The organism is Aromatoleum toluclasticum ATCC 700605 (assembly GCF_000378245.1).
Classification (GTDB): domain Bacteria; phylum Pseudomonadota; class Gammaproteobacteria; order Burkholderiales; family Rhodocyclaceae; genus Aromatoleum; species Aromatoleum toluclasticum.
Genome location: NZ_KB899495.1, coordinates 140,472 through 165,155, shown reverse-complemented (window position 1 = coordinate 165,155; position 24,684 = coordinate 140,472). Strand labels below are relative to the sequence as shown.

21 protein-coding genes are annotated in these 24,684 nt (G+C 68.9%); 16 read left to right on the top strand and 5 right to left on the bottom strand.

The window, feature by feature from the left end; all coding sequences use genetic code 11:
* Positions 1-25 precede the first annotated feature (25 nt).
* From cofD to F464_RS0110145, 13 genes are all read left to right on the top strand, one after another.
* Complete coding sequence (gene cofD / locus F464_RS0110205) at positions 26-1,000, top strand: 2-phospho-L-lactate transferase (RefSeq protein ID WP_018989705.1); 975 nt, start codon at positions 26-28, stop codon at positions 998-1,000.
* Positions 988-1,737, top strand: a complete 750-nt coding sequence (cofC, locus tag F464_RS29880; protein ID WP_018989704.1) for a 2-phospho-L-lactate guanylyltransferase — start codon at positions 988-990, stop codon at positions 1,735-1,737. Before cofD ends, cofC begins: the two co-directional genes overlap by 13 nt.
* A complete protein-coding gene (gene cofH, locus F464_RS0110195; RefSeq protein ID WP_018989703.1) occupies positions 1,724-4,183 on the top strand; it encodes a 5-amino-6-(D-ribitylamino)uracil--L-tyrosine 4-hydroxyphenyl transferase CofH in 2,460 nt (819 codons plus the stop codon). The genes cofC and cofH overlap by 14 nt, the downstream gene beginning before the upstream one ends.
* Positions 4,184-4,250: 67 nt before the next feature.
* A complete protein-coding gene (gene npdG / locus F464_RS0110190) occupies positions 4,251-4,937 on the top strand; it encodes an NADPH-dependent F420 reductase (RefSeq protein ID WP_018989702.1) in 687 nt (228 codons plus the stop codon).
* Positions 4,938-4,940: 3 nt separating this feature from the next.
* Complete coding sequence (gene cofE / locus F464_RS0110185) at positions 4,941-5,708, top strand: coenzyme F420-0:L-glutamate ligase (protein WP_018989701.1); 768 nt, start codon at positions 4,941-4,943, stop codon at positions 5,706-5,708.
* 123 nt (positions 5,709-5,831) lie between these two features.
* Positions 5,832-6,761: an LLM class flavin-dependent oxidoreductase gene (locus tag F464_RS0110180; protein WP_018989700.1), complete on the top strand. Its 930-nt coding sequence runs from the start codon at positions 5,832-5,834 to the stop codon at positions 6,759-6,761.
* A gap of 22 nt (positions 6,762-6,783) precedes the next feature.
* Complete coding sequence (locus tag F464_RS29875) at positions 6,784-7,779, top strand: LLM class flavin-dependent oxidoreductase (RefSeq protein ID WP_018989699.1); 996 nt, start codon at positions 6,784-6,786, stop codon at positions 7,777-7,779.
* Between the two features lie 34 nt (positions 7,780-7,813).
* Positions 7,814-9,019 carry an acetyl-CoA C-acetyltransferase gene (locus F464_RS0110170; protein WP_018989698.1) on the top strand — a complete coding sequence of 402 codons (1,206 nt, stop codon included), beginning with the start codon at positions 7,814-7,816 and terminating at the stop codon, positions 9,017-9,019.
* A gap of 27 nt (positions 9,020-9,046) precedes the next feature.
* The gene (locus F464_RS0110165; protein ID WP_018989697.1) at positions 9,047-11,203 is read left to right on the top strand and encodes a 3-hydroxyacyl-CoA dehydrogenase NAD-binding domain-containing protein; all 2,157 of its coding nucleotides are present in this window, start codon (positions 9,047-9,049) and stop codon (positions 11,201-11,203) included.
* Positions 11,204-11,221: 18 nt separating this feature from the next.
* Positions 11,222-11,686 carry a CBS domain-containing protein gene (locus F464_RS0110160; protein ID WP_018989696.1) on the top strand — a complete coding sequence of 155 codons (465 nt, stop codon included), beginning with the start codon at positions 11,222-11,224 and terminating at the stop codon, positions 11,684-11,686.
* Between the two features lie 141 nt (positions 11,687-11,827).
* Positions 11,828-13,615, top strand: a complete 1,788-nt coding sequence (locus F464_RS0110155; RefSeq protein ID WP_018989695.1) for an FAD-dependent oxidoreductase — start codon at positions 11,828-11,830, stop codon at positions 13,613-13,615.
* Positions 13,612-15,480, top strand: a complete 1,869-nt coding sequence (locus F464_RS0110150; protein ID WP_018989694.1) for a 2-oxoacid:acceptor oxidoreductase subunit alpha — start codon at positions 13,612-13,614, stop codon at positions 15,478-15,480. Before F464_RS0110155 ends, F464_RS0110150 begins: the two co-directional genes overlap by 4 nt.
* Entirely contained in the window at positions 15,477-16,532 is a 1,056-nt protein-coding gene (locus tag F464_RS0110145) for a 2-oxoacid:ferredoxin oxidoreductase subunit beta (RefSeq protein WP_018989693.1), read from the top strand. Before F464_RS0110150 ends, F464_RS0110145 begins: the two co-directional genes overlap by 4 nt.
* Positions 16,533-16,771: 239 nt before the next feature.
* Here the strand turns inward: F464_RS0110145 and F464_RS0110140 are convergent, their stop codons facing one another.
* The 5 genes from F464_RS0110140 to F464_RS28220 are packed head-to-tail and all read right to left on the bottom strand — an operon-like array spanning position 16,772 to position 20,888.
* Entirely contained in the window at positions 16,772-17,515 is a 744-nt protein-coding gene (locus F464_RS0110140; protein WP_018989692.1) for an SDR family NAD(P)-dependent oxidoreductase, read from the bottom strand.
* A gap of 22 nt (positions 17,516-17,537) precedes the next feature.
* A complete protein-coding gene (locus F464_RS0110135; RefSeq protein ID WP_026295899.1) occupies positions 17,538-18,320 on the bottom strand; it encodes a DUF2889 domain-containing protein in 783 nt (260 codons plus the stop codon).
* A gap of 9 nt (positions 18,321-18,329) precedes the next feature.
* Positions 18,330-19,478 (bottom strand): thiolase family protein, encoded by a 1,149-nt coding sequence (locus F464_RS0110130; RefSeq protein ID WP_018989690.1) that lies wholly within the window; start codon positions 19,476-19,478, stop codon positions 18,330-18,332.
* Between the two features lie 14 nt (positions 19,479-19,492).
* A complete protein-coding gene (locus tag F464_RS0110125) occupies positions 19,493-19,921 on the bottom strand; it encodes a Zn-ribbon domain-containing OB-fold protein (RefSeq protein WP_018989689.1) in 429 nt (142 codons plus the stop codon).
* Positions 19,922-19,964: 43 nt separating this feature from the next.
* Positions 19,965-20,888, bottom strand: a complete 924-nt coding sequence (locus tag F464_RS28220; protein ID WP_018989688.1) for an SDR family NAD(P)-dependent oxidoreductase — start codon at positions 20,886-20,888, stop codon at positions 19,965-19,967.
* A 501-nt stretch (positions 20,889-21,389) separates the two neighbouring features.
* Here F464_RS28220 and F464_RS0110115 point away from each other — a divergent pair.
* From F464_RS0110115 to F464_RS0110105, 3 genes are read left to right on the top strand one after another with little or no spacing between them, the layout of a single operon-like run.
* Positions 21,390-22,577 (top strand): acetyl-CoA C-acyltransferase family protein, encoded by a 1,188-nt coding sequence (locus tag F464_RS0110115; RefSeq protein ID WP_018989687.1) that lies wholly within the window; start codon positions 21,390-21,392, stop codon positions 22,575-22,577.
* A gap of 42 nt (positions 22,578-22,619) precedes the next feature.
* The gene (locus F464_RS0110110) at positions 22,620-23,474 is read left to right on the top strand and encodes a 3-hydroxybutyryl-CoA dehydrogenase (protein WP_026295898.1); all 855 of its coding nucleotides are present in this window, start codon (positions 22,620-22,622) and stop codon (positions 23,472-23,474) included.
* Positions 23,475-23,499: 25 nt separating this feature from the next.
* The gene (locus F464_RS0110105; RefSeq protein WP_018989685.1) at positions 23,500-24,672 is read left to right on the top strand and encodes an acyl-CoA dehydrogenase family protein; all 1,173 of its coding nucleotides are present in this window, start codon (positions 23,500-23,502) and stop codon (positions 24,670-24,672) included.
* The last annotated feature ends 12 nt before the right edge of the window (positions 24,673-24,684 follow it).

Sequence of the window (24,684 nt, the reverse complement as noted above, 5' to 3'; positions counted from 1 at the left end):
GGGCATGAGCGACGGGAGCGAGGCGATGAAACGGGAAATCCTGGCACTTTCGGGCGGGGTCGGCGGCGCGAAGCTGGCGCTGGGCCTCGCCGACGAGCTGCGCCCCGGCGAGCTGACGATCGTCGCCAACACCGGGGACGACTTCGACCACCTCGGCCTGAGCATTTCCCCCGACCTCGATACCGTCATGTACACGCTGGCCGGCATCGGCAACGCCGAGCAGGGCTGGGGCCTCGCCGGGGAAAGCTGGGCGGCCATGGACGCGCTCGGGCGCTACGGGGCCGAGACGTGGTTCCGCCTCGGCGACCGCGACATCGCCACCCACCTGGTGCGCAGCCAGCGCCTGCGCGCGGGCGAGTCGCTGTCGCAGGTCACCCGCCGGCTGTGCCGCGCGCTGGGCGTGGCGCACACCTTGCTGCCGATGAGCGACGATCCGGTGCGTACGATGGTGCAGACCGAAGCGGGCGAGTTGCCGTTCCAGGACTACTTCGTGCGGCGCCGCTGCGAGCCGCGCGTCGCCGGCTTCCGCTTCGACGGCATCGACGCGGCGCGCCCGCATCCGCAGCTTGTCGAAAGCCTGCGCTCGCCTACGCTCGGGGCGACGGTGATCTGCCCCTCGAATCCCTTCGTCAGCGTCGCCCCGATGTTGCGCCTGCCGGGAGTAGAGGCCGCGCTGCGCGCCAGCGCCGCCCCGGTGATCGCCGTGTCGCCGATCATCGCCGGGGCGGCGGTGAAGGGGCCTGCGGCGAAGATGATGCAGGAGCTGAACCTGCCGCAGACCGCCGAGGCGGTGGCGGCCCACTACGGCGAGCTGATCGACGGCTTCGTCATCGACGATGCCGACGTCGCCCAGGCGCCGGCCATCCGCGCACTCGGCATCAAGGTGCTGGTGGTGCCGACGCTGATGCGCAACCGCCAGGACAAGGTCGGCCTGGCGCGCCGGGTGCTGGCCTTTGCGCGCGCGCTGCGCGAGGAGGAGGAGGCGCCATGCATGCCCTGATTCCGGTGAAGCAGTTTTCGCGCGCCAAGCAGCGCCTCGCCCGGATCCTGTCCCCGCGCGAGCGCGAGGAACTGGTCAAGGCGATGCTCGCCGACGTGCTCGCGGTGCTGGCGCACCACCCTTGTCTGGCGGGGACCGTCGTCGTGGCGGGGGATCCGGGCGCGCGCCCCCTCGTCGATCGCTTTCACGCCGACTGGCTGCCCGAATCGGCGCTCGGCGCGCGCGGGCTGAACGGCACGGTGCAGGCCGCCGTCGCCACGCTCGCCCGCGCCGGCATCGACGACGTGCTGGTGCTGCATGCCGACATTCCGCTGCTGTCGGCGGCGGAAATCACCCGCCTCGCGCTGGCCCACGAGCCGCAGTCGCGGCCGGCGGTGACCATCGCACCGGACCGTCATCGCGAAGGCACCAACTGCATGATCTGCTCGCCGGCGCGCGAATTCACCTTCGCGTACGGGCGCAACAGCTTCGTCCATCACGTCCGCCAGGCGGTGGCGCTGGAGGCGACCCTGCGCGTGGTGGAACTGCCGGGCGTCGCCTTCGACGTCGACTGGCCGCAGGATCTCGCCGAACTCGTCGCCCGCACCGGCGCCGAGCCCGTCACGCACGTCCAGAATTATCTCGAACACATAAGAATCGCGCGGCGCCTGCACGCGCTCCCGGCTTGTCCGGGAGACGGCGACCGGCGCAAGCGTACCCCCCGACCCCATGGAGACCAGGAAAATGTCACGCATTGAGATGCCCTTTCTCGCCCAGCGGCGCCTGCCCACGCGGGCCGAAGCCCTCGCGCTCGCGACCCAGACCGATACCGCACGCCTGATGGCCGAGGCGCGCCAGGTGCGCGACCGCGGCTTCCGCAACCTCGTCACGTGGTCGCGCAAGGTGTTCATCCCGCTCACGCAGCTGTGCCGCGACGTGTGCCACTACTGCGCCTTCGCGGGCACGCCGAAGAGCGTCGGACGCGCCTATCTCCCGGTCGAATCGGTGCTCGCGACGGTGCGCGAGGCGGCCGCGCTGGGCTGCAAGGAGGCGCTCTTCACGCTCGGCGAGAAGCCCGAACAGCGCTGGCAGGAGGCGCGCGACGCGCTGGCGTGGCTCGGCTTCGGGTCGACCATCGACTATCTCGCGCATGTCGCCGGCCGCGTCCTCGAGGAAACCGGCGTGCTGCCGCACATCAACGCGGGCAACCTGACGCAGGCCGACATCGAGGTGCTGCGTCCGGTCTCCGCATCGATGGGCCTGATGCTCGAATCCTCCGCGGGAGCGCTGGGCGAGCGGGGCAAACCGCACTTCGGATCGCCCGACAAGGCGCCGGAGCGCCGGCTCGAAACCATCCGCCTCGCCGGCGAGGCGCGCGTGCCCTTCACCTCGGGGATCCTGATCGGCATCGGCGAATCGCGCACCGAGCGCATCGAATCGCTGCTCGCGCTGCGCGACCTGCATGCGCAATATGGCCATCTGCAGGAAATCATCATCCAGAATTTCCGCGCCAAGCCCGGCACCAAGATGGCCGACGCGCCCGAGCCGGATCTCGACGACATGCTGTGGACCATCGCCGTCGCGCGCCTCGTCCTCGGCCCCGACATGAGCATCCAGGCGCCGCCCAATCTGAGCCCGGGCGAGCTGCCGCATCTGGTCGCGGCCGGCATCAACGACTGGGGCGGCGTGTCGCCGCTGACGCCGGATTTCGTCAATCCCGAGGCGCCGTGGCCGCATGTGGAACAGCTGCGAAGCCAGACCGCCGCCGCAGGCAAGTACCTGCACGAGCGCCTCACGGTGTATCCGTCGTACGTCGTCGACGGCGCGACGTGGCTGGCGCCGACGGTGCACAAGGTCGTGCTGCGGATGGTCGATGCCGAGGGCTATCCGCGCCTCGACGACTGGCTGCCGGGCAAGGGCGGCGCGCTGCCCGCCGAGGCCGCGGCCGCGCCGCAGGCCCCCATCGCCGACGGCGACGTGGCGCCCGAGGTGATGGACATCGTCGCGCGCGCCAGTGCCGGCGCCGCCCTCGACGAGGCCGAGATCGTGCGCCTGTTCCAGGCGCGCGGCCCGGAGTTCGCCTACGTCTGCCAGGCGGCCGACCAGCTGCGCCGGCACCGCTGCGGCGAGGCGGTCAGCTACGTGGTCAATCGCAACATCAGCTACACCAACATCTGTTATTTCAACTGCCAGTTCTGCGCCTTCTCCAAGGGCAAGCACAACGAGAAGCTCGCCGGCGCGCCCTACGACCTCGAACACGACGAGGTGGCGCGGCGTGTGCGCGAGGCGTGGGAGCGCGGCGGCACCGAAGTGTGCCTGCAGGGCGGCATCCACCCCGCGTACACCGGGCAGAAGTACCTCGACCTGCTCGCGACGATCCGCGCCGTGGCGCCGAACATCCACGTGCATGCCTTCTCGCCGCTGGAAGTGGCGCAGGGCGCGCGTACGCTCGACATGCCGGTGGAGACCTTCCTGCGCCGGCTGCGCGATGCCGGGCTCAACACCCTGCCCGGCACCGCGGCCGAAATGCTCGACGACGAGGTGCGGGCGGTCATCTGTCCCGACAAGCTGCGCACCGACGAGTGGCTGGAAGTGGTCGGCAGCGCGCACCGCGTCGGCCTCAGGACGACTTCGACGATCATGTTCGGTCATGTCGATCGCATCGTGCACTGGGCGCGCCATCTCGTCCGCCTGCGCGAGCTGCAGCGCCAGACGGGCGGCTTCACCGAGTTCGTGCCGCTGCCCTTCGTCGGCGAACAGGCGCCCATGTACCTGAAGGGGCGCGCACGCAAGGGGCCGACCTTCCGCGAAGCGGTGCTGATGCACAGCGTCGCCCGCCTCGTGCTCAACGGCCTCATCGACAACATCCAGACCTCGTGGGTGAAGATGGGCGACGCCGGCGCGCTCGTGGCGCTGGCGGCGGGCGCCAACGACCTCGGCGGCACGCTGATGAACGAGATGATCACCCGTGCCGCCGGCGCGCAGCACGGCCAGGAGAAGCCCCCGGCCGAGATGGAGCGCCTGATCCGCAGCGCCGGGCGCGAGCCGCGCCAGCGCAGCACCGCTTACGGCGCCGTGGCCGAGGAGCGGCGGGCGGCCTCGTTCGCCGCGGCACCGCTGGCGCAGATCGTCAACACGCCGCCGCGCAAAGTCGTGCGTCCGGTGCTGGCACAGGGCGCCGAGCGCGCCGCTGCCGGCGTATGACGCGGACGACCCGCTGCAACCCATCCCATCCCCCGCGCATGGCGCGGGACATTCCAGGAGAACCTGCATGACCGACAAGCTCCCCACCATCGCGATCATCGGCGGCACCGGCGACCTCGGCACCGGCCTCGCGCGGCGCTGGGCGCAGGCCGGCTACAACGTCATCATCGGCTCGCGCACGGCGGACAAGGCCGAAGAAGCGGTCGCCGCGCTGCGCGCCGTGATGGCCGAACGCGGCCGCAAGGCCGTGAGCGTGCATGCGGCCGACAACCCGACCGCCGCACGCGAGGCCGACGTCGTGGCGCTGACGGTGCCGTTCGCCCACCAGCGTGCGACGCTCGAATCGATCCGCGACGCCCTCGCCGGCAAGATCCTCATCGACGTCACCGTGCCGCTGGTGCCGCCCAAGGTTGCGCGCGTGCAGCTGCCGCCGGAAGGCTCGGCCGGGCAGATCGCGCAGAACCTGCTCGGCGAGTCGGTGCGCGTCGTCAGCGCCTTCCAGAACGTCGCCGCCGAGCACCTCAAGGACGGCCACGGTTTCGACTGCGACGTGCTGGTGTGCGGCGACAGCAAGGAGGCGCGCCAGACGGTGATCGGCCTCGTCGAGGCGGCGGGCCTGCGCGGCTTCCACGCCGGCAGCATCGCCAATGCGGCGGCGGTCGAGGCGCTGACCTCGGCGCTGATCTTCATCAACAAGCAGTATGGCTGTCATGCCGGGATTCGCCTCACCGGCATCGCCGCAGCGGGAGCGTAGATCATGAGCGCGCGCATGGAGCTGACGGGACTGCCCGGTTTCCCGCTGGTCGAACCCGGCGACGATCTGGTGCCGATGATTCTCGATGCGCTCGCGCGCGCGCAGATCGTACCCGCCGACGGCGACCTGCTGGTGCTGGCGCAGAAGGTGGTGTCGAAAGCGGAAAACCGCTACGCCTACCTCGACGACATCGAGCCGTCGGCCGAGGCGCAGGCCCTGGCGGAGCAGGCGGACAAGGACCCGCGCATCGTCGAGCTGATGCTGCGGGAATCGGTCGAGGTCATGCGCCACCGGCGCGGCGCGGTCATCGTGCGTCACCGCCGCGGTTACGTCCATGCCAACGCCGGCATCGACCAGTCCAACATCCGCAGCGACCCGCAACGCCCGCGCGTGCTCCTGCTGCCGGTCGATCCCGACCGCAGCGCGGCGCAGCTGCGCGCACGCCTGCGCGAGGCCACCGGTGCCGAGCTGTGCATCATCATCAACGACTCCGCCGGCCGGCCGTGGCGCGACGGCACCGCCGGCTTCGCAATCGGCACGGCCGGTTTCGAGCCGGTGGTCGACATGATCGGCGAGTCCGACCTTTTCGGAAGGGCGCTGCAGATCACCAAGGTCGCGGTGGCCGACGAGCTCGCCGCGGCCGCGTCGTTCGTGATGGGGCAGGCGGCCGAGGCGATCCCGGTCGTCCATGTGCGCGGCGCGCAGCTGCGGCCCTCGACGGCTGGTTCGGCCTCGCTGATCCGCCCGCGCGCCGAAGACCTGTTCGCGTGAGCCTGCGCTTGCCGCGGGGAAAGGCTTTACAGCCCGGGCGGTTGTGTTAATCTCTCAGAAACAAACGACCGTGTTGGTTTTTATTAGAGCGGTCGGCAGTCAAATCACCAAATTGGAGGTCATATGAAGGTAGGCTTGAGCTGGGATCTGGGCGGTGATGAGCCGGCCGCGACGCAGTGGCACCGGGTCATCGGCGAGATCGAGCGCGGCGATGCGCTGGGTTTCGACAGCGCGTGGGTTGCGGAGGGCAAGACCGGCCAGGCCGGCTGCGCCCAGCCCGCCGTATTCATGACCTTTGCCGCGCGCCGCACCAAGAGCATTCACTGCCGCGCCCTGGCACGCAGCGTGGCGGGCGAGTTTCCGGTGCGTCTGGCCGAGGAGATCACGCTGCTCGACCAGTTCTCGCATGGCCGCGGCGGGGTCGCGTACGCGCCGGCCAGCCGGCAGAAGGTCGATCCGCTGATGGTGCACGAAACCATCGAGTTCATCCGCGGCGCCTGGGCCACTAACGAGGTGCGCTACCGCGGCAAGTACGTGCGCTTTCCGACGCACACCCCCGACGACGCGCCGGCCGGCCTGAGCTACCCCGCGTGGACGGGCGAATACCTGCCGCAGTGGGAATGGGGCGCCACCCGCACGACCGCCGACTTCCTCGCGCTGACGCCCAAGCCCGTCAGCACCCACCTGCCCGTGTATGTCGCGATCGACGACGACGAAACGCTCGAATGGGCGGCGCGCAACGGCGTCTCCCCCTATGCGGGCGTCAACCTGACGACGGCCGAGGCGATCGAGCGCCTCGCGCGTTACCGCGCGATCGCCGACGGCTGCGGGCGCCACAGCTACGAGGTCGAAGCCGTCCTCGAGCGCAACGTCGCCATCGACGGCGCCTCCGACGCGCACACCTTCGGCGGCTCCGCCCACGACATCACCTGCGCCATCCGCGCCGCCGCGGCCGCGACCCGCATCGGCCACTTCGTGTGGCGTTACCGCGATGCCGCCCCGAACGACCTCGAGCGTTTTGCGAACGAGGTCCAGACAAGACTGCAGGCCTGAAAAAGATCGCAAGGAAAACGACATGGAATTCTGGACCTCATTCGCCGGCCAATTCGTGCTGCGCGGCTTACCCGGCGCCGTACCGCAAAACTACGACACGCTCGTCGCCACCGCGGTCGAGGCCGAGCGCCTCGGCTTCGACGGCGTCGTCGCCTCCGAACACCACTTCGAATACAACCGCTTCCTGCCTTTCCCGCTGCAGGCGCTCGGCGCCGCGGCGGCGGCGACGTCGAAGATCCGTCTCATCACCGGCGCCATGCTGCTGCCGCTGTACGACCCGATCCGTGCCGCCGAGGCCGCCGCGACGGTCGACATCCTGTCGGGTGGGCGGGTCACGCTCGGGCTCGGCATGGGCTACCGGCCGATGGAATTCGACGGCATCGGTACTGCCAAGAACACCCGCGGTGCACGCCTGTCGGAGCAGATGGAAATCATCCGCCTCGCCACCAGCCAGGAGCGTTTCAGCTTCCAGGGCAAGCACTACGAGTACAAGGACCAGCAGCTGTCGCCGAGGCCCCTGCAGCGCCCCATCGACATGTGGTTTTGCGGCGGCACCTCGCGCGTCGGCGCACAACGCGCGGCGGCGGGCGGATTCGACTACTGGCTGGCCAACTCCGACTACGACCGCACCAAGGAAATCGTCGACATCTACCTCGGTCTCGCCCGCGAGGCGGGCCGCCCCGCGGAGCGCCTGCGTTATGCGCTGTTCCGCGACGTCTTCGTCGGCGACACGCTGGCCGAGGCGCGCGACGCCCGCGACTGGTTCCTCGAGGTGTATTACAACGAGCACATCCGCTGCTACGGCTACCTCATGGACGACAAGGGCGAACCGCTGTTCAACCCGCCCTTCGACCATCCCGCCTATGTCGCCTTCGTCGACAGCCTGCTGTGCGGCACGCCCGACATGGTGGTCACCGAGCTGAAGCGCTTCGAGCAGCTCGGCGTGCACTCGATCACCGTCCCGCCGGTGCAGCTCGAACTGTTCTCGAACAAGGTCCTGCCCGAATTCCGCAAGTAAGCGGCGGGCGACACCACTCCATGAAGGAAGCCGAATGACTGGTGCATTCATCTACGACCACGTGCGCACGCCGCGCGGCAAGGGCCGCCCGGACGGCGGGCTGCACGAAATCACGCCGACGCGCCTGGCCGCGCAAACCCTGGCCGCGCTGCGCGACCGCAGCGGGCTCGACACCGCGCTGGTCGGGGACGTGATCCTCGGCTGCGTTACCCCGGTGGGCGACCAGGGGGCCAACCTGCCGCGCATGGCGGCGCTCGTCGCCGGCTACGACCAGGGCGTGCCCGGGCTGCAGATCAACCGCTTCTGCGGCTCCGGCCTGGAGGCGGTCAACGCGGCCGCGGCGCAGGTCATCGCGGGGCAGGCGGAGGCGATGGTCGCGGGCGGCGTCGAATCGATGTCGCGCGTGCAGATGTTCTCCGACGGCGGCGCGTGCTACACCGATCCCGATGTCACGTGGAACACCCACTATGTGCCGCAGGGGATCGGCGCGGACCTGATCGCGACCATGGACGGCTACACGCGCGACATGCTCGACGCCTACGCGGTGGAAAGCCAGCGCCGCGCCGCCCACGCCTGGGAGCAGGGCTGGTTCGCGCGCTCCGTGGTACCGGTGCGCGACGTCATCGGCGACGTCGTGTGCGCCCGCGACGAACACGTCCGGCCCGGTTGCTCGCTGGCGGACCTCGCGAAGCTCAAGCCCGCCTTTGTCGCGACCGGCGACGCCGGTTACGACGCGGTGATGATCAGCCGCTATCCGCGCATCGAAACCATCAACCACGTGCATACCGGCGGCAACTCGAGCGGCATCGTCGACGGCGCCGCGGCGATGCTCGTCGGCAGCGCCGGCTTCGGCCGCGACAGCGGGCTGCGGCCGCGCGCCCGGGTACGGGGCTGGATGTCGGCCGGCAGCGAACCGTCGATCATGCTGACCGGGCCGGGTCCGCTCGCGCACCGCTTGCTCGCGCGCTGCGGCATGACGCCGAAGGACATCGACCTGTGGGAGATCAACGAGGCCTTCGCTGCGGTCGCGATGCGCTTCATGCGCGACATGGATGTGGGGCCGGAGTGCGTGAACGTCAATGGCGGCGCCATCGCGATGGGCCATCCGCTGGGCGCCACCGGCACGATGCTGGTCGGCATCGTCCTCGACGAACTCGAGCGGCGCGACCTCCATACGGCGCTCATCACCCTGTGCGCGGCTGCGGGGATGGCCACCGCCACCATCATCGAGCGCGTCTGAGACGCCTGTCACATTCCGGGAACAACGATGAATACACTGAAACTGGAAGTCGACGCGGACGGCATCGCGCTGGTCACCATCGACCTGCCTGGCCGCCCGATGAACGTGCTGGCCAACGAACTGATCGCCGACCTCGGCCTGATGCTCGACGAAGTCGTCGCCCGCGTCGATGTGCGCGGCGTGATCATCTGCTCTGGCAAGAGCAACGGCTTCGTCGCCGGCGGCGACCTCAAGGATCTGGTCGAGGCGCACGACCGCGGCTGGACCCCGCAACGCGGCGTCGAATGCGTGTGGGAACTGTCCTCGCTGTTCCGCCGCCTCGAAACCTGCGGCAAGCCGGTGGCGGCGGCGATGAACGGGCTGGCGCTCGGCGGCGGCCTCGAACTCGCGCTGGCGTGTCACTACCGCGTGCTTGCCGACGACCCGAAGGCCGTCGTCGGCTTGCCCGAAGTCACCATCGGCCTGCTGCCGGGCGCCGGCGGTACGCAACGCCTGTCGCGCCTGATCGGCATCGAGAAGGCGCTGCCGCTGATCCTCGGCGGCGATCACGTCAAGCCCGCCGCCGCGGCGAAGCTGGGCATCGTGCATGCGCTGGCGCCGCTCGCCGACGTCGTCGCCACGGCCCGCCGCTGGCTGCTGGAATCGCCCGATCCGGTGCAGCCGTGGGACAAGAAGGGCTTCCGCGTGCCGGGCGGCGTCGGCTGCCTCGCCCCGCATGCAAGCCAGAGCTTCATGCTCGGCACTGCCGGCGTGCGGGGCCGCTACCTCGACAACTACCCCGCGCCGAAGGCGATCCTGTCGGCAGTGTTCGAAGGCACGCAGCTGCCCATCGACCGCGGCCTCGCGGTCGAGGCGAAATACTTCGGCCGCCTGCTCGTCGACCCCGTCGCGCGCAACATCATGCGCACCACCTTCATCAACCGCACCGCGGCCAACAAGCTCGTGCGCCGCCCGGCGGGAGTGCCGAAATCGGCCGTGCGCCGCCTCGGCATCCTCGGGGCCGGCACGATGGGCGGCGGCATCGCGTATTGTGCGGCCTCTGCGGGCATCGACGTGGTCCTGCTCGATTCGGCGCAGGAAAACGCCGAGCGCGGCAAGGAATATTCGCGCCGCATCCTCGCGAAGGACCTCGAACGCGGCCGCAGCACTGCGGAAAAAATGGATGCGCTGCTCGCGCGCATCCATCCAGTGACGCGCTACGAAGCGCTCGACGGCTGCGATCTCGTGATCGAGGCAGTGTTCGAGGACCGCGCGATCAAGGCCGGCGTCACGGCGAAGGCGGAGGCCGTGATCGCCCCCGACACCGTGTTCGCCAGCAACACCTCGACCCTGATGATCAGCACGTTGGCCGAGAAGTCCTCGCGCCCCGCCAACTTCATCGGCATGCACTTCTTCTCGCCGGTCGACAAGATGCCGCTGGTCGAGGTCATCGTCGGCAAGCAGACCAGCGACACCGCGCTCGCCCGCGCGCTCGATCTCGTCGGCCAGTTGCGCAAGACCCCGATCGTCGTCAACGACGGTCCGGCCTTCTACACCACGCGCGTGTTCTGCACCTACGTCGACGAGGGCCTGCAGATGCTTGCCGACGGCGTCGAACCGGCGCTCATCGAGAATGCCGCGCGCAACGCCGGCATGCCGATCGGGCCGCTCGCGGTGCTCGACGAGACCACGCAGGAGCTGCGCTGGAAAGTCATCCAGCAGGCCGAGGCCGACGGCCTGCCCGCGCAATTCACGCACCCCGCGGGGCGCGAGGTGCTGCGCGCGCTCGTCGAGGATCACAAGCGTCTGGGCCGGCGCCAGGGCGGCGGGCTGTACGAGTACCCCGCGGGCGCGAAGAAGCACCTGTGGCCGGGCATCGCCGCCGCCTTCCCGGCGGCGGCCGAGCAGCCGGACGTTGAGGACCTGAAGACGCGCCTGCTCTACGTCCAGGCGCTCGAGGCCGCGCGTTGCTACGAACAGGGCATCGTCACCGAGGCGGCGGACGCCGACCTCGGCTCGGTTCTCGGGGTCGGCTATCCGGGCTGGACCGGGGGCGCGCTGTCGTTCATCGACACCGTCGGCATCCGGCCCTTCGTCGCGCAATGCAGGCGTCTCGCGGCCCGCTGGGGCGCCCGTTTCGAGCCTTCGCCGTGGCTGGCGGCACGGGCTGAAAGCGGCGAGCGCTTCTATCCGCTGCCCGCTTAAACCATCAAGGGGGAAACCATGCTGTTACGCGACATACTCCAGATCAAGGGCGACAGGGCGGGCGGTTCGCAAATCCACGGCGTTCCCCCGGATACCCTGCTGCTGGATGCCCTCAAGCTCATGGTGCAACACGATGTCGGGTCGCTGGTCGTGCTGCAGGACGATCAGCTGCACGGCCTGATGACGCTGCGCGAGGTGCTCGTCGCGTTGAGCGCGCGGGGGGCCGGCGCGCTCGGCCAGCCGGTCGGCGAGATCATGAACGGCAACCCCATCCTCGGCAGCCCCGACGATTCGATCGACTGCGTGCGGCGGGTGATGACCGCGAACCACATCAGCCACCTGGCCGTGATCGGGGACGAGCACCTGCTCGGCGTGATCTCGCTGCAGGACGTCGCCAAGGCCGCCTACACCGAATGCAGTTTCGAGAACCGGCTGCTCAAACGCTACATCAACGACTGGCCGGAACCCGAAACGGAAAGCTGAAACCACAGGGGAGGGCGGCAACCGCTTGACAGCGCTCCGCTCCCTCTTCAGAATAAAACAAACACGTATGTTTTATAAAGTGCAGGGCCGGACCGGAGGAGACTGGAAAGGTCAGGCGTTATTTTGTGAGGTGGATTGCCCTTGAAACCGACTGACCTCGGCGCGCCCGACTACCTGCACAAGGTGGTCGACTGCCAGTGGGCGTGTCCCGCGCATACGCCCGTTCCGGAATACATCCGGCTCGTCGCGGCCGGCCGCTACGCCGACGCCTATGCCATCAACTGGCGCTCGAACGTCTTCCCCGGCATCCTCGGCCGGGTGTGCGACCGTCCCTGCGAACCGGCCTGCCGGCGCGGCCGGGTCGAAGAGCAGCCGGTGGCAATCTGCCGTCTCAAGCGCGTCGCCGCCGACCTCAAGGGCGACATCACCGACCGCCTGCCGCGACCGCCGCAGCAGCCGAACGGCAAGCGCATCGCCTGCATCGGTGCAGGGCCGGCATCGATGACCGTCGCGCGCGACCTCGCCGTGCTCGGCTACAGCGTCACCGTGTTCGACAGCGGCACCTCTGCCGGCGGCATGATGCGCAGCCAGATCCCCAAATTCCGCCTGCCCGACGCGATCATCGACGAGGAGTGCGGCTACATCGAGGGACTCGGCGTCGAGGTTCGCCTCAATCACTGGGTCGACAGCCTGCGCGACATGCTCGCCGCGGGCTGGGACGCGGTGTTTGTCGGCACCGGCGCGCCGCGCGGCCGCGACGCCGAGCTGCCGGGCCGCCAGGAAGCCGCGGCCAACATCCATCTCGGTATCGACTGGCTCGCCAACGTCGCCTTCGGCCATACCACCAGCATCGGCCGCCGCGTGCTCGTGCTCGGCGGCGGCAACACCGCGATGGACTGCTGCCGCTCGGCGCGGCGCCTCGGCGGCGAGGACGTGCAGGTCGTCGTGCGCAGCGGTTTCGACGAAATGAAAGCCTCGCCGTGGGAAAAGGAAGAAGCCATCCACGAGGGCATTCCGATCCACAACTTCCTCGTTCCGCTCGAATTTGTGCACGACAAGGGCCGCCTCACCGGCGTGCGCTTCGACACGGTCCGCGCGGAGTACGACGCCAAGGGCCGCCGTTCGCTCGTGTCGACGGGCGCGCCGGCCGTGCTCATGCCGTGCGACGACGTGCTCGTCGCCATCGGCCAGGAGAACAGCTTTCCGTGGATCGAGCGCGACATCGGCGTCGACTTCGATCGCTGGGGCATGCCGGTGCTGGACGCGAAAACCCTGCAGTCGACGCGGCCCGACGTCTTCTTCGGCGGCGACGCCGCGTTCGGGCCGAAGAACATCATCACGGCCGTCGCCCAGGGGCACGAGGCGGCGATCTCGATCGACCGGTTCTGTCAGGGGCAGGATGTGGCGCTACGTCCGGCGCCGCTCACCCGGCTCGTCAGCCAGAAGATGGGCATCCACGAGTGGAGCTACGCCAACGACGTGTCCGAGGACCGCCGGCGCAAGATGCCGGTGCGCGACCTGTCCGCGACGCTCGGCGACGTGCGCCTCGAACTCGAGCTGGGCTTCGACGTCGAGTTGGCGTGCAAGGAGGCCGCCCGCTGTCTCAATTGCGACGTCGCCACGGTGTTCACGCCGCACGCGTGCATCGAGTGCGACGCCTGTATCGACATCTGCCCGAGCGAGTGCATCACTTTCACGGCCGACGGCGAGGAAGCCGAGCTGCGGCAGCGGCTGAAGGCGCCTGCCACCAACACCGAACAGTCCCTGTACCACGCCGACGGTCTCAAGACCGGGCGGGTCATGGTCAAGGACGAAAACGTCTGCGTGCATTGCGGCATGTGTGCCGAACGCTGTCCCACCGGCGCATGGGACATGCAGAAGTTCGTCCTGCACACCGCGCACGCCGGAGCGGAGGTCACCCCAGTATGAACACCCGACAGGCAATTCGCAGCACCAACGACTTTGTCATCAAGTTCGCCAACGTCAACGGCTCCGGCTCGGCCTCGGCGAACGAACTGTTCGCGCGCGCGATCATGCGCATGGGCGTGCCCGTGTCGCCGCGCAACATCTTCCCGTCGAACATCCAGGGGATGCCGACGTGGTACGAGATGCGCGTCTCCGGCGCCGGCTGGCTCGCCCGCCGCGGCGGCTGCGACATGATGGTGGCGATGAACCCGCAGACCTGGGACCGCGACGTCGCCGAACTCGCCCCGGGCGGCTACCTCGTGTACGACTCGACGAAGATGCTGCCGCGCTCGAAATTCCGCGACGACATCAGCGTGATCGGCATCCCGCTCACCGAGCTGTGCAGCCGCGACTACCCCGACGTGCGCCAGCGCCAGCTCGTGCGCAACATCATGTACGTCGGCGCCTTGGTAGGGCTGCTCGACATCGACCTCGCGGTCACCGAACGGCTCGTTTCCGAGCAGTACCGCGGCAAGGACAAGCTCATCGACGCCAACCTGCGGGCGCTGCGCCTCGGCCACGACTACGCGCGCCAGCATTTCGCCTGCCCGCTGGGGCTGCGTGTCGAACGTGCCGACGCAGTCGGCGACCGCATCTTCATCGACGGCAACAGCGCCTGCGGCCTCGGTGCCGTGTATGGCGGCGCCACCGTCACGGGCTGGTATCCGATCACCCCCTCGACCTCGGTCATCGAAGCCTTTTCCAGCTACTGCCGCAAGTTCCGCACCGAACCCGACAGCGGCCGCGCCCGCTACGCCATTGCCCAGGCCGAGGACGAACTCGCGGCGATCGGCATGGTCATCGGTGCCGGCTGGAACGGCGCGCGCGCCTTCACCGCCACCTCGGGCCCCGGCATCTCGCTGATGCAGGAATTCCTCGGCCTCGCGTATTTCGCCGAGATCCCGGCCGTCATCTACGACGTGCAGCGTGGCGGGCCCTCCACCGGCATGCCCACGCGCACCCAGCAGTCCGATCTGCTCGCGTGCGCCTACGCGTCGCACGGCGACACGCGCCACGTGCTGCTCTTCCCCGAAGACCCCTACGAATGCTTCACGCTCGGCGCGCAGGCCTTCGACCTCGCCGAGCGCCTGCAGACACCCGTGTTCGTCATGCTCGACCTTGACATTGGCATGAACGAGCGCCTGTGCAAGCCCTTCGACTGGGACGACAGCCGCCGCTACGACCGCGGCAAACTGCTGAGCCACGAGGACCTCGAAGCCGGCAAGGACTTCGGCCGCTACCTCGACGTCGACGGCGACGGCATCCCGTACCGCACGATTCCCGGCACGCATCCGACCAAGGGCGCCTACTTCACGCGCGGCACCACGCGCAACCCGTACGCCAAGTACAGCGAGGCCGGTACCGACTACGTGTACAACATGGAGCGCCTGCGGCGGAAATTCGATACGGCCAAGACGCTGGTGCCCGCGCCGGTGCTGACGAAGGCCGCGGCGCCGACCCGCGTCGGCGCAATCTGCTACGGCTCGACCAGCCCGGCGATGGCCGAGGCGATCACGCTGCTCCAGGACGACGGTCTCCACCTCGACACCCTGCGCGTGCGCGCCTTCCCGTTCAGCGATGAAGTCATGGACTTCATCGCCGCGCACGACCAGGTCTTCGTCGTCGAGCAGAACGAGAGCGCGCAGCTGCGCACGATGCTCATCAACGAGGGCGAAATCTCGCCGAAGAAGCTCGTGCGCGTGCTGCACTACGACGGCACGCCGATCACGGCGGGCTTCATCGCCGGGCGCATCGCCGACGAACTCGCCGCACTCAAGGTCAGCGCCCTCGAACCCCACGCCAACCCGCTGCGCAAGGTGGCTCCATGACCTATCTCGCCAAACCGAAACTGCTGCGCCCCGACACCCCGCGCAACGCCCTCGGCTACACCCGCCGCGACTACGAAGGCGCGATCTCGACGCTGTGCGCCGGCTGCGGCCACGACTCGATCAGCGCCTCGGTGGTGCAGGCCTGCTTCGACCTCGACGTCGAACCGCACAAGGTCGCCAAGCTCTCGGGCATCGGCTGTTCGTCGAAGACGCCCGACTACTTCCTCGGCAACTCGCATGGCTTCAACTCGGTGCACGGGCGCATGCCTTCGGTGCTCACCGGCGCCGCGCTCGCCAACCGCAACCTGCTGTACCTGGGCGTGTCGGGCGACGGCGACTCGGCCTCGATCGGCATCGGCCAGTTCGCCCACGCGATGCGCCGCGGCGTGAACATGACCTACATCGTCGAGAACAACGGCGTGTACGGCCTCACCAAGGGCCAGTTCTCGGCCACCGCCGACAAGGGCTCCAAGAGCAAGAAGGGCGTCATCAACAGCGACAGTCCGATCGACCTGGCCGCGCTCGCACTGCAGCTGGGCGCCACCTACGTCGCGCGCAGCTTCTCGGGCGACAAGGAGCAGCTCGTGCCGCTCATCAAGGGCGCGCTGCGCCACGGTGGGCCGGCCTTCATCGACGTCATCAGCCCGTGCGTGACTTTCAACAACCACACGGGCTCGACCAAGAGCTACGACTACGTGCGCGAACACAACGCGGCGGTGAACCGGTTGGACGTGATCCTGCCCAAGGCGCAGATCGAAGCCTCCTACCCGCCGGGCAGCCTGCGCCGCGTGGTGCAGCACGACGGCTCGATCCTGCACCTGAGGAAGCTCGGCGTCGATTACGATCCGTCGGACCGTATCGGCGCGATGAACTACCTGCAGGAACGCCAGGCACTGGGCGAGATCGTCACCGGCCTGCTGTACGTCGATAGCAGCGGCGAGGACATGCACGCGCACCTCAACACCGTCGAGAAGTCGCTCAACCAGCTCGGGGACGCCTATCTATGTCCGGGCAGCGGCGCACTGGCCGCACTCAATGCGTCGCTGAGGTAAGCCGCGTGACGCCCGTTCGTGTTTCGCTCGACCGCGCCGTACACTCGCCGCGCCGGGTGCGCGACCTGTGGTCCGACAGTGCGCGCGCAAGCGGGGCCGGCGAGCCGGTGCCGCGCCAGGGGCCATCCGCGGGAGAAGGTCGGGCTGAGCCGATCCGCATCCGTCTCGGCGGCGGAAAGACGGCCGGCATCTGCAACGCCTGCGCCGGGGCCCGGCGCCTGGCCGACCGTATCCTTCCCCTACAGGATTCCTCCGTCGAGCTGGATGATCGCCCCGGTGGTGTAGCTCGAACGCGGGCTTGCCAGATATAGCGCGCTCGACACGATCTCATCCGGGCGGCCGATGCGTTTCACCGCCGACGGCGCGTTGCGGTCGTACTCCTCGCGCCAGGCGCGCGAGATGTCGGTCCAGAACGGGCCGGCCATGATCGCGTTGACGCGCACCGTGGGGCCGAACTCCATCGCCTGTGCGCGCGTGACGATGTTGAGCGCGCCCTTGGCTGCGGCGTAGACCGGATACACCGGTTCAGGGCGGATCGCGGCGGTGCTGGTGATGTTGATGATGGCGCCGCCGCCGGACGTACGCATGTGCTCGGCGACCAACGCGGCAAGGCGGAACGGGCCCTTCAGGTTCACGTCCACGATCTTGTCGAACAGCTCCTCGCTCACCGCCGCGGACGAGTCGGCGACCGGCGCGATGCCGGCGTTATTCACCAGCACGTCGATGCGGCCGAAGGCTTCGAGGGCCCCTGCGACGAGCCGCGGCAGTTCGTCCCACTTGCCGACGTGGCAGCCGATGGCGACGGCGCGGCGCCCGAGCCGCTCGACTTCCGCGACGACCTCGGCGCAGCTTTCGGCGGAGCGGCTCGTCGCGACGATGTCCGCGCCGCATTCCGCGAAGCCCAGCGCCATCGCACGCCCCAGGCCGCGGCTGGCACCCGTGACCAGCACGACCTTGTCGGTGAAATCGGTGTAGTTCTGCATCGCAAACGGTCTCCGTGATCGGTCAGGGTTGCACGCGCATCTGCGCGAGCATCTCCTCGGGGGTGGTGTCGTAGCGCCGGCGCGAGTCGGGCATCGGGGTCGCGCGCTCGCGCTGCGCCGGCTGAAAGGAATGGCACACCGCGGCCTGACCCAGCTCGGCGGCCGAATCGAGGTGCTCGATGGTGATCCGCCGCCCGTTCGACACGAAGGCGACGCGGCGCAGCACCAGCGCGTGCTCGGCCTCCTCGGGGGCGAGCGATTCGGTCCATTCGCGGAAGCCGTGGTAGATCGTGCGCCCGGCGTGGACTGCCGGCGCCATGATGCGGTCGTCGTGGAGGTCCCACTGCAGCACGACGACGCCGTCGCGATGGAGCGTCGCGCGCTGCCAGCCCTCGGGCGCATCGGGCCGGACCGCCGCGAGCGGTTCGACCGTGCCGTGGTAGCGCCGGTGGCCGCGGCCGGCGTGCGCGTGGGCGACCATCAGACTCGCGAGGTCGAAGACGTGCGTGCATTGCAGACGCACGTCTGCGAGCGTGCCGAGCTGCGAAGCGCGCGCCACGAGCGGCTTGCCGACCAGCGCCTGCAGCGGACGGACGGCCTCGGCGCAGGTCGTCCACGGGTAGCGCGGCGCGGCCATGCGCAGTTCGCGGATGTGCGTACCGTCATGCACGAGCGTGATCCCGAAGTGGTGCGACTCGTCCTCCAGCCAGCCGACGACGGTCTGCGCATCGGGGGCGTCGAGGTCGACCTGGCGACGGTAGATCCCCTCGAAGGGGACGTCCGCCATCTGACTGCGCCACAGCACCGCGCGCGCCTACCGCTGCAGGATCGTCACGCCGCTGACGCCCGGCGCGCCATAGACGTGGGTGTAGCCGAGGCGCGGGTTTCCCGGCACCTGCCGCGCGCCCGCTTCCTGTCGCAGCTGTGTGCAGATCTCGATCACCTGGCGCAGGCCGGAGGCGCCGATCGGCTCGCCGTTGGCGAGGCAGCCGCCGTCGGTGTTGATCGGCAGCCGTCCGCCGATCTCCGTTTCGCCGTCGCGCAACAGACGCTCCTGCTCGCCGTGTTCGCAGAAGCCGTTTTCCGCCATGTGGATGACCTCGCTGCCCGAGTCGGTGTCCTGCAGTTGCAGCACGTCGATGTCGCGCGGGGCCACGCCGGCCTGCTCGAAGGCGGCGCGCGATGCCGTCACCGTCGGCGCGGGCGCCTGCTGTGCGGCCAGCGCCGGACTGAAGACCTCGAATGAGCCGTGGTGGCGCGTGCGCACGACGGCGGCCTTCACGATGATCGGTTTCGCGTGATACCGCTTTGCGACTTCCGCCGGGCACAGCACGACCGCTGCGCCGCCTTCGGCCGGATTGCAGAACATGTACTGGCGCAGCGGCAGGTTCACCGGCATCGATTCGGCGATCTCCCCATAGCTCATCTCGCGCCGCCGCCATGCCTGCGGGTTCAGCGCGCCATTGCGGAAGGCGCGCTGTGCGACGCGCACCAGCGCGTCCTCCGTGATGCCGTGGTCGTGCATGTAGCGCCGCGTCTTCAACGCGAAGAACTGGGTGGTCAGCATCAGGCCGGTCTCGCCGTACCAGTCGGGCAGGCCCCAGTCGCGCGGATGCGGGTTGAAGGCGCCGCGCGGGTGCTTGTCGAAACCGACCGCCACGGCAAACTCCGCACTGCCCGAGCGGATCGCCGCGACCGCGCTCGCGAGCGCGCTGCCGCCGGTGGCGCAGCCGTTGGCGACATTCACGAAAGGCAGGCCGGTGAGCCCGAGGTCGTTGCACAACGCATCCGCATTGCCGGCGTCGTGGCTGCCGCCGTAGGCGATGCCGATGCGGTCCCAGCCGATGCCGGCGTCCTTGAGCGCGGCGCGCAGCGCGATCGCGCCCTGGGCACGGCCGGTGAGCGTGTCGTGGCGGCCGAAGGGGTGCAGGCCGATGCCGATGATGGCGACGTCTTGAGTCATGCGCATGTTCCTCGTCAGGCGGATGCAGCCGGGCGGAAGGCGAACGTATGCACCTCGCCGTCGTCGGTCCTGCGGTAGGGGATCAGGGTCAGTTCGAGCGGCATGCCGATCTGCAGTTTCGCCTCGTCGGCGACGGTCAGGCGCGACTCGACCTTGATGCCGCTGCCCAGCTCCACGTAGCCGACGCCATAGGGCTGGAAGGTTTCGGCCGTCTCGCCGCCGTTGTAGGGCGCCTTAGGCAGGAAGCCCTGGATCGTCCACGACCACAGCGTGCCGCGGTGGCCGAGATCGTGCGGACTCATCCGCGTGGCGGTGCAGCGCGTGCAGCTGTCGGTGGCGGGGAAATACACCTCGCCGCATTCGTCGCAGCGGCTGCCGACGAGGTGAGGGGTGTCGCCTTCGAACCGGATCAGGTCCGGGCGGGCCAGAACGGGGTGGGGCATGTGCGGTTCCCTTGTCGTGATGGAGGATTAGGGCAGGCTGAGCTCAAGCTGCCGTCGTTGGTGAAGTCGCCGCCGTCGACGGCCGCCCGCGTTCGCCGACGTCGCGCCGGCTCAGCGCCAGCAGGGTCGCGAACGCCGGATTGCGGCGTTCCAGGATGGCGGTCATGCGCTCGCGGATCGCGTCGTCGAAGCTGTCGGTGGTGAGCACGTACAGGCGCTCGTCGAGCACGGCCTGGCAGGCAAGCTCGGCGACTTCCTCGGGGGACATCGCGCCCGCGTAGAGGCTGGCGGCAATCGCCTGCAACTCCGCGGTTTCCCGGGCCGGTCCGTCAGCGGGCCGCAGGGCCTCGGGGCGGCTTCGCTCGGATTCGTAGATGCGCGTGTTCACGAGGCCGGGGCACAGCAGGCTCACGCCGATCGGCGCGTTGCGTTCGCGCAGCGAGGCATACAAGGCTTCCGTGACCCGCACCGCGGCATGCTTCGCCGCGCTGTACACGGCGGAGCCCGAGCCGCTGATCAGCCCCGCGACCGAGGCCGTCGTCAGCACGTGGCCTTCGTGGCCCGCGTCCAGCATGCGCGGGATGAAGCTGCGCAAGCCGTGTATGACGCCGTAGAGATTCACATCGAGCGACCAGCGCCAATCCTCGAGCGGGAACTCCCACACTGCCCGGTAGCGCCCGGACGGGACGACGCCGGCGTTGTTGCACAGCAGATGGACGGCGCCGAAGGCGGCGTATGCACGCTCGGCCAGGGCTTCCACCTCATCCGCGCTGGCGACGTTGGTGCGGACGCTAATTGCCGCGTGACCCGCGTCGACGAGTTCCGCACACACAGCCGCAAGGCCCGTTTCATCGACGTCGGCGGCGACGATCTTCATACCCGCGCGCGCAAAGCGCCACGCCATCGCCGCGCCGATGCCGCTGGCAGCGCCTGTGATGACCGCAACGCGTCCGGCCAGATCCTGCATCGATTTCTCCTGGTATCCGGATGGCCCCTGCGCTTCGCATTTCGGCTGCGTCGCTGCGGGGGCTTGTCATCCGCAATCGAGTCACTTAAGATTCGACTCAAGCGTACCGACCGACCGGTCGGGTGTCAAGAAAGCACGACAGCCGACGGCCGTGACATGTGCGCGAGTCTCCTCTGCTTTTTGGTGGTGTCTCACTTCGACGATTGCGCCTCCTCTCTCTCCACGCAACCTGCGTCGAAGCTTTGCCGTCCGGTGACACGAGTTCACCGGACGGCTTTCTTTTTTTTATGCGCCCCCGTGCATCGGAGCGCGTGTCGGCGAGTCGTTGATCGGCTTCGAGTGGACTTCCGAGCGGGGCGGGCGAGGTTTGCACAAACGGCTTGTCGTTGTCGCGCCGATGTTTTAGTATTCGTTCGACCGACCGGTCGGGCCGTACTGCATCGAGGTATGCGGGAACGGCACAAGGAATACCCGGATAACCTTTAAGAGGCGTTGAAAGCGATGTCGCAGCGTGAAGTAGTCGTGCTGGGAGCTGCACGGACTCCCATCGGAACGTATGGCGGGACCCTGAAGGACGTCCCGCTCACCGAACTGGCCACCGTCGCGGTGAAGGCCGCGCTGCAGCGTTCCGGCGCAGCGCCGGATGCGATCGGGCACGTCGTGATGGGCAACGTCATCCCGACCGAGCCGCGCGACGCCTACCTGAGCCGCGTCGCGGCGATGGATTCGGGCATCCCCGAGACCGTCCCGGCATTCAACGTCAATCGCCTGTGTGGCTCGGGCCTGCAGGCTATCGTGTCTGCGGCGCAGGCGATCCGTCTGGGTGACTGCGATCTCGCGATCGGTGCCGGTGCGGAATCGATGAGCCGCGGCCCCTATACCGTGCCGAACCTCCGCTGGGGCGCGCGGATGCTGGATGCGCGCCTCGTCGACTACATGAACGGCATCCTCCACGACCCGTGGAAGACGGTGCACATGGGCATCACCGCCGAGAACGTCGCCGAACGCTACGGCATCACGCGCGAGATGCAGGATGCGCTCGCGCTGGAGAGCCAGCGCCGCGCCTCGGTCGCCATCGTCGAGGGCTATTTCAAGGAGCAGATCGTCCCTGTCGAGGTGAAGACCAGGAGCGGCGTCGCACGCTTCGACACCGACGAGCACGTGCGTTCCGGCGCCACGCTCGAGGCGCTCGCCGCAATGAAGCCGGCCTTCAAGAAGGACGGCGGCACCGTGACCGCCGGCAACGCCTCGGGCCTCAACGACGGCGCGGCCGCGGTGGTGCTCGCGGAAGCCGGCCGCGCCGCCGCGCTCGGCCTCAAGCCGCTGGCGCGCCTGGTCGGCTACGCGCATGCGGGCGTAGACCCGCTCTACATGGGAATCGGCCCGGTGCCGGCGACGCGCCTGGTGCTCGAGCGCACCGGCCTGAAGGTCGAGGACCTCGACGTCATCGAGTCGAACGAGGCCTTCGCGGCGCAGGCTTGTGCTGTGACACGCGAACTGGGATTCGATCCGCGCAAGGTCAACCCCAACGGTTCGGGCATTTCGCTCGGCCATCCGGTCGGCGCGACCGGCGCAATCATCACCACCAAGGCCATTTACGAGCTGCACCGCAGCGGTGGGCGCTACGCGCTGGTGACGATGTGCATCGGCGGCGGCCAGGGCATCGCGGCCATCTTCGAGCGGCTGTAAGACGCGCGGGCGCACATTTCAAGGATCCACAGGGAGCGGAGCATGGGTATCGGTACGGTAGGGGTCCTCGGGGCGGGGACCATGGGCAACGGCATTGCCCAAGTATGCGCGGCGGCGGGGCTGTCCGTCGTCATGGTCGATATTTCGTCCGATGCGGTCGGGAGGGGGATCGCGACGATCTCCGGCAGCCTCGATCGCCTGATCAAGAAGGGCCAGCTCACGGCCGCGCAGAAAGCCGAGTACCTCGACCGTATCCGCGGCTCCACCGATTACGCCGACCTCGCGCGCGTCGATCTGGTGATCGAGGCGGCGACCGAGAACGAAGCGCTCAAGCTGAAGATTCTCGCCCAGGTCGACGCCGTCGTCGGCCCGGACGCGCTGATCGCGACCAACACCTCGTCGATGTCGGTCACGCGCCTTGCGGCCGCGACGAAACGCCCCGCGCGCTTCATCGGCATGCACTTCTTCAACCCGGTGCCGGTCATGGCGCTGGTTGAACTCGTTCCGGGGCTGCGTACCGCGCAGGCCACCGTCGAGGCCGCCCGCGCCTTCGTCGCCGCGATCGGCAAGACCTCGATCGTCGCGAAGAACAGCCCGGGCTTCGCGGTGAATCGCATCCTCTGCCCCATGATCAACGAGGCCGTCTTCGCGCTGCAGGAAGGCCTCGCGTCGGCGGAGGAGATCGATGCCGGCATGAAGCTCGGCTGCAACCAGCCGATCGGCCCGCTCGCCCTGGCCGATCTGATCGGGCTCGACACGATGCTGTCGGTGATGGAGATGTTCCACGCCGGCTTCAACGATCCCAAGTACCGGCCCGCGCCGCTCCTCAAGGAAATGGTCGATGCCGGTTTCCTCGGGCGCAAGAGCGGCCGCGGCTTCTTCGATTACAGCGCCTGAACCATTTCGCGGGAGTCACACAAGCATGAACTTCGATCTGCCGGAAGAGCTGGCGGCGCTGCAGCAGAAAGTGCGCCGCTTCATCGCCGAAGAAATCATCCCGTTCGAGCGCGATCCGCGCCGGACCCCACATGGGCCCTCCGAGGAGCTGCGGGCCGAACTGATCGCGAAGGGACGCGCGGCCGAGCTGCTGTCGGCGCATGTGTCCAAGGAATTCGGCGGCCTGGGCCTCGATCACCGCGCCAAGGCGGTGTTCTTCGAAGAGGCAGGGTATTCGCTGCTCGGCCCGGTCGCGCTGAACATTGCGGCGCCCGACGAGGGCAACATGCACCTGATGGAGGTCGTCGCGCGCCCCGAGCACAAGGAACGCTGGCTGCGTCCGCTCGCGGCCGGCAAGCTGCGCTCCTGCTTCTGCATGACCGAGCCCACGCCCGGCGCCGGCTCGGACCCGTCGATGCTGCAGACCACGGCAGAGCGCGACGGCGACGACTACCTCATCAACGGGCGCAAGTGGTTCACCACCGGCGCCAATGGCGCGGCCTTTGCGATCATCATGGCGAAGCTCGAGGACGGGCGCGCCACGATGTTCCTGTCCGATACCGACGTGCCGGGCTTCGTCGTCGAACGCTCGATGGACACCCTTGACACCTGCTTCCCGGGCGGACACGGCGTCGTGCGTCTGGACAACGTCCGCGTGCCGGCTGCGAACATCCTCGGCGAGCTGGGCGAGGGTTTCAAGTACGCGCAGGTGCGCCTGTCGCCGGCGCGCCTCACTCACTGCATGCGCTGGCTGGGTGCCGCGCGGCGCGCGCACGACATCGCCACCGACTACGCCCGCCGGCGCCAGGCCTTCGGCAAGTCGCTGGGCAGCCACGAAGGTGTCGGTTTCATGCTCGCCGACAACGAGATCGACATCCACTCGGCGCGGCTCGCGATCTGGCACACCGCCTGGGTACTCGACCAGGGCCACCTCGCCATCCACGACTCCAGCATGTCCAAGGTGCTCGTCTCGGAAGCCTGCTGGCGCGTCGTCGACCGCTGCGTGCAGATCCTGGGCGGGCAGGGCGTCGCGCGCGAAACCACCGTCGCGGCCATCTTCGCCGACATGCGCGCGTTCCGAATCTACGACGGCCCGTCCGAGGTGCACCGCTGGAGCATCGCCAAGAGGGTCATCAAGGGCATCACGCGTGAAGCGTGATGCGTCTGGCGA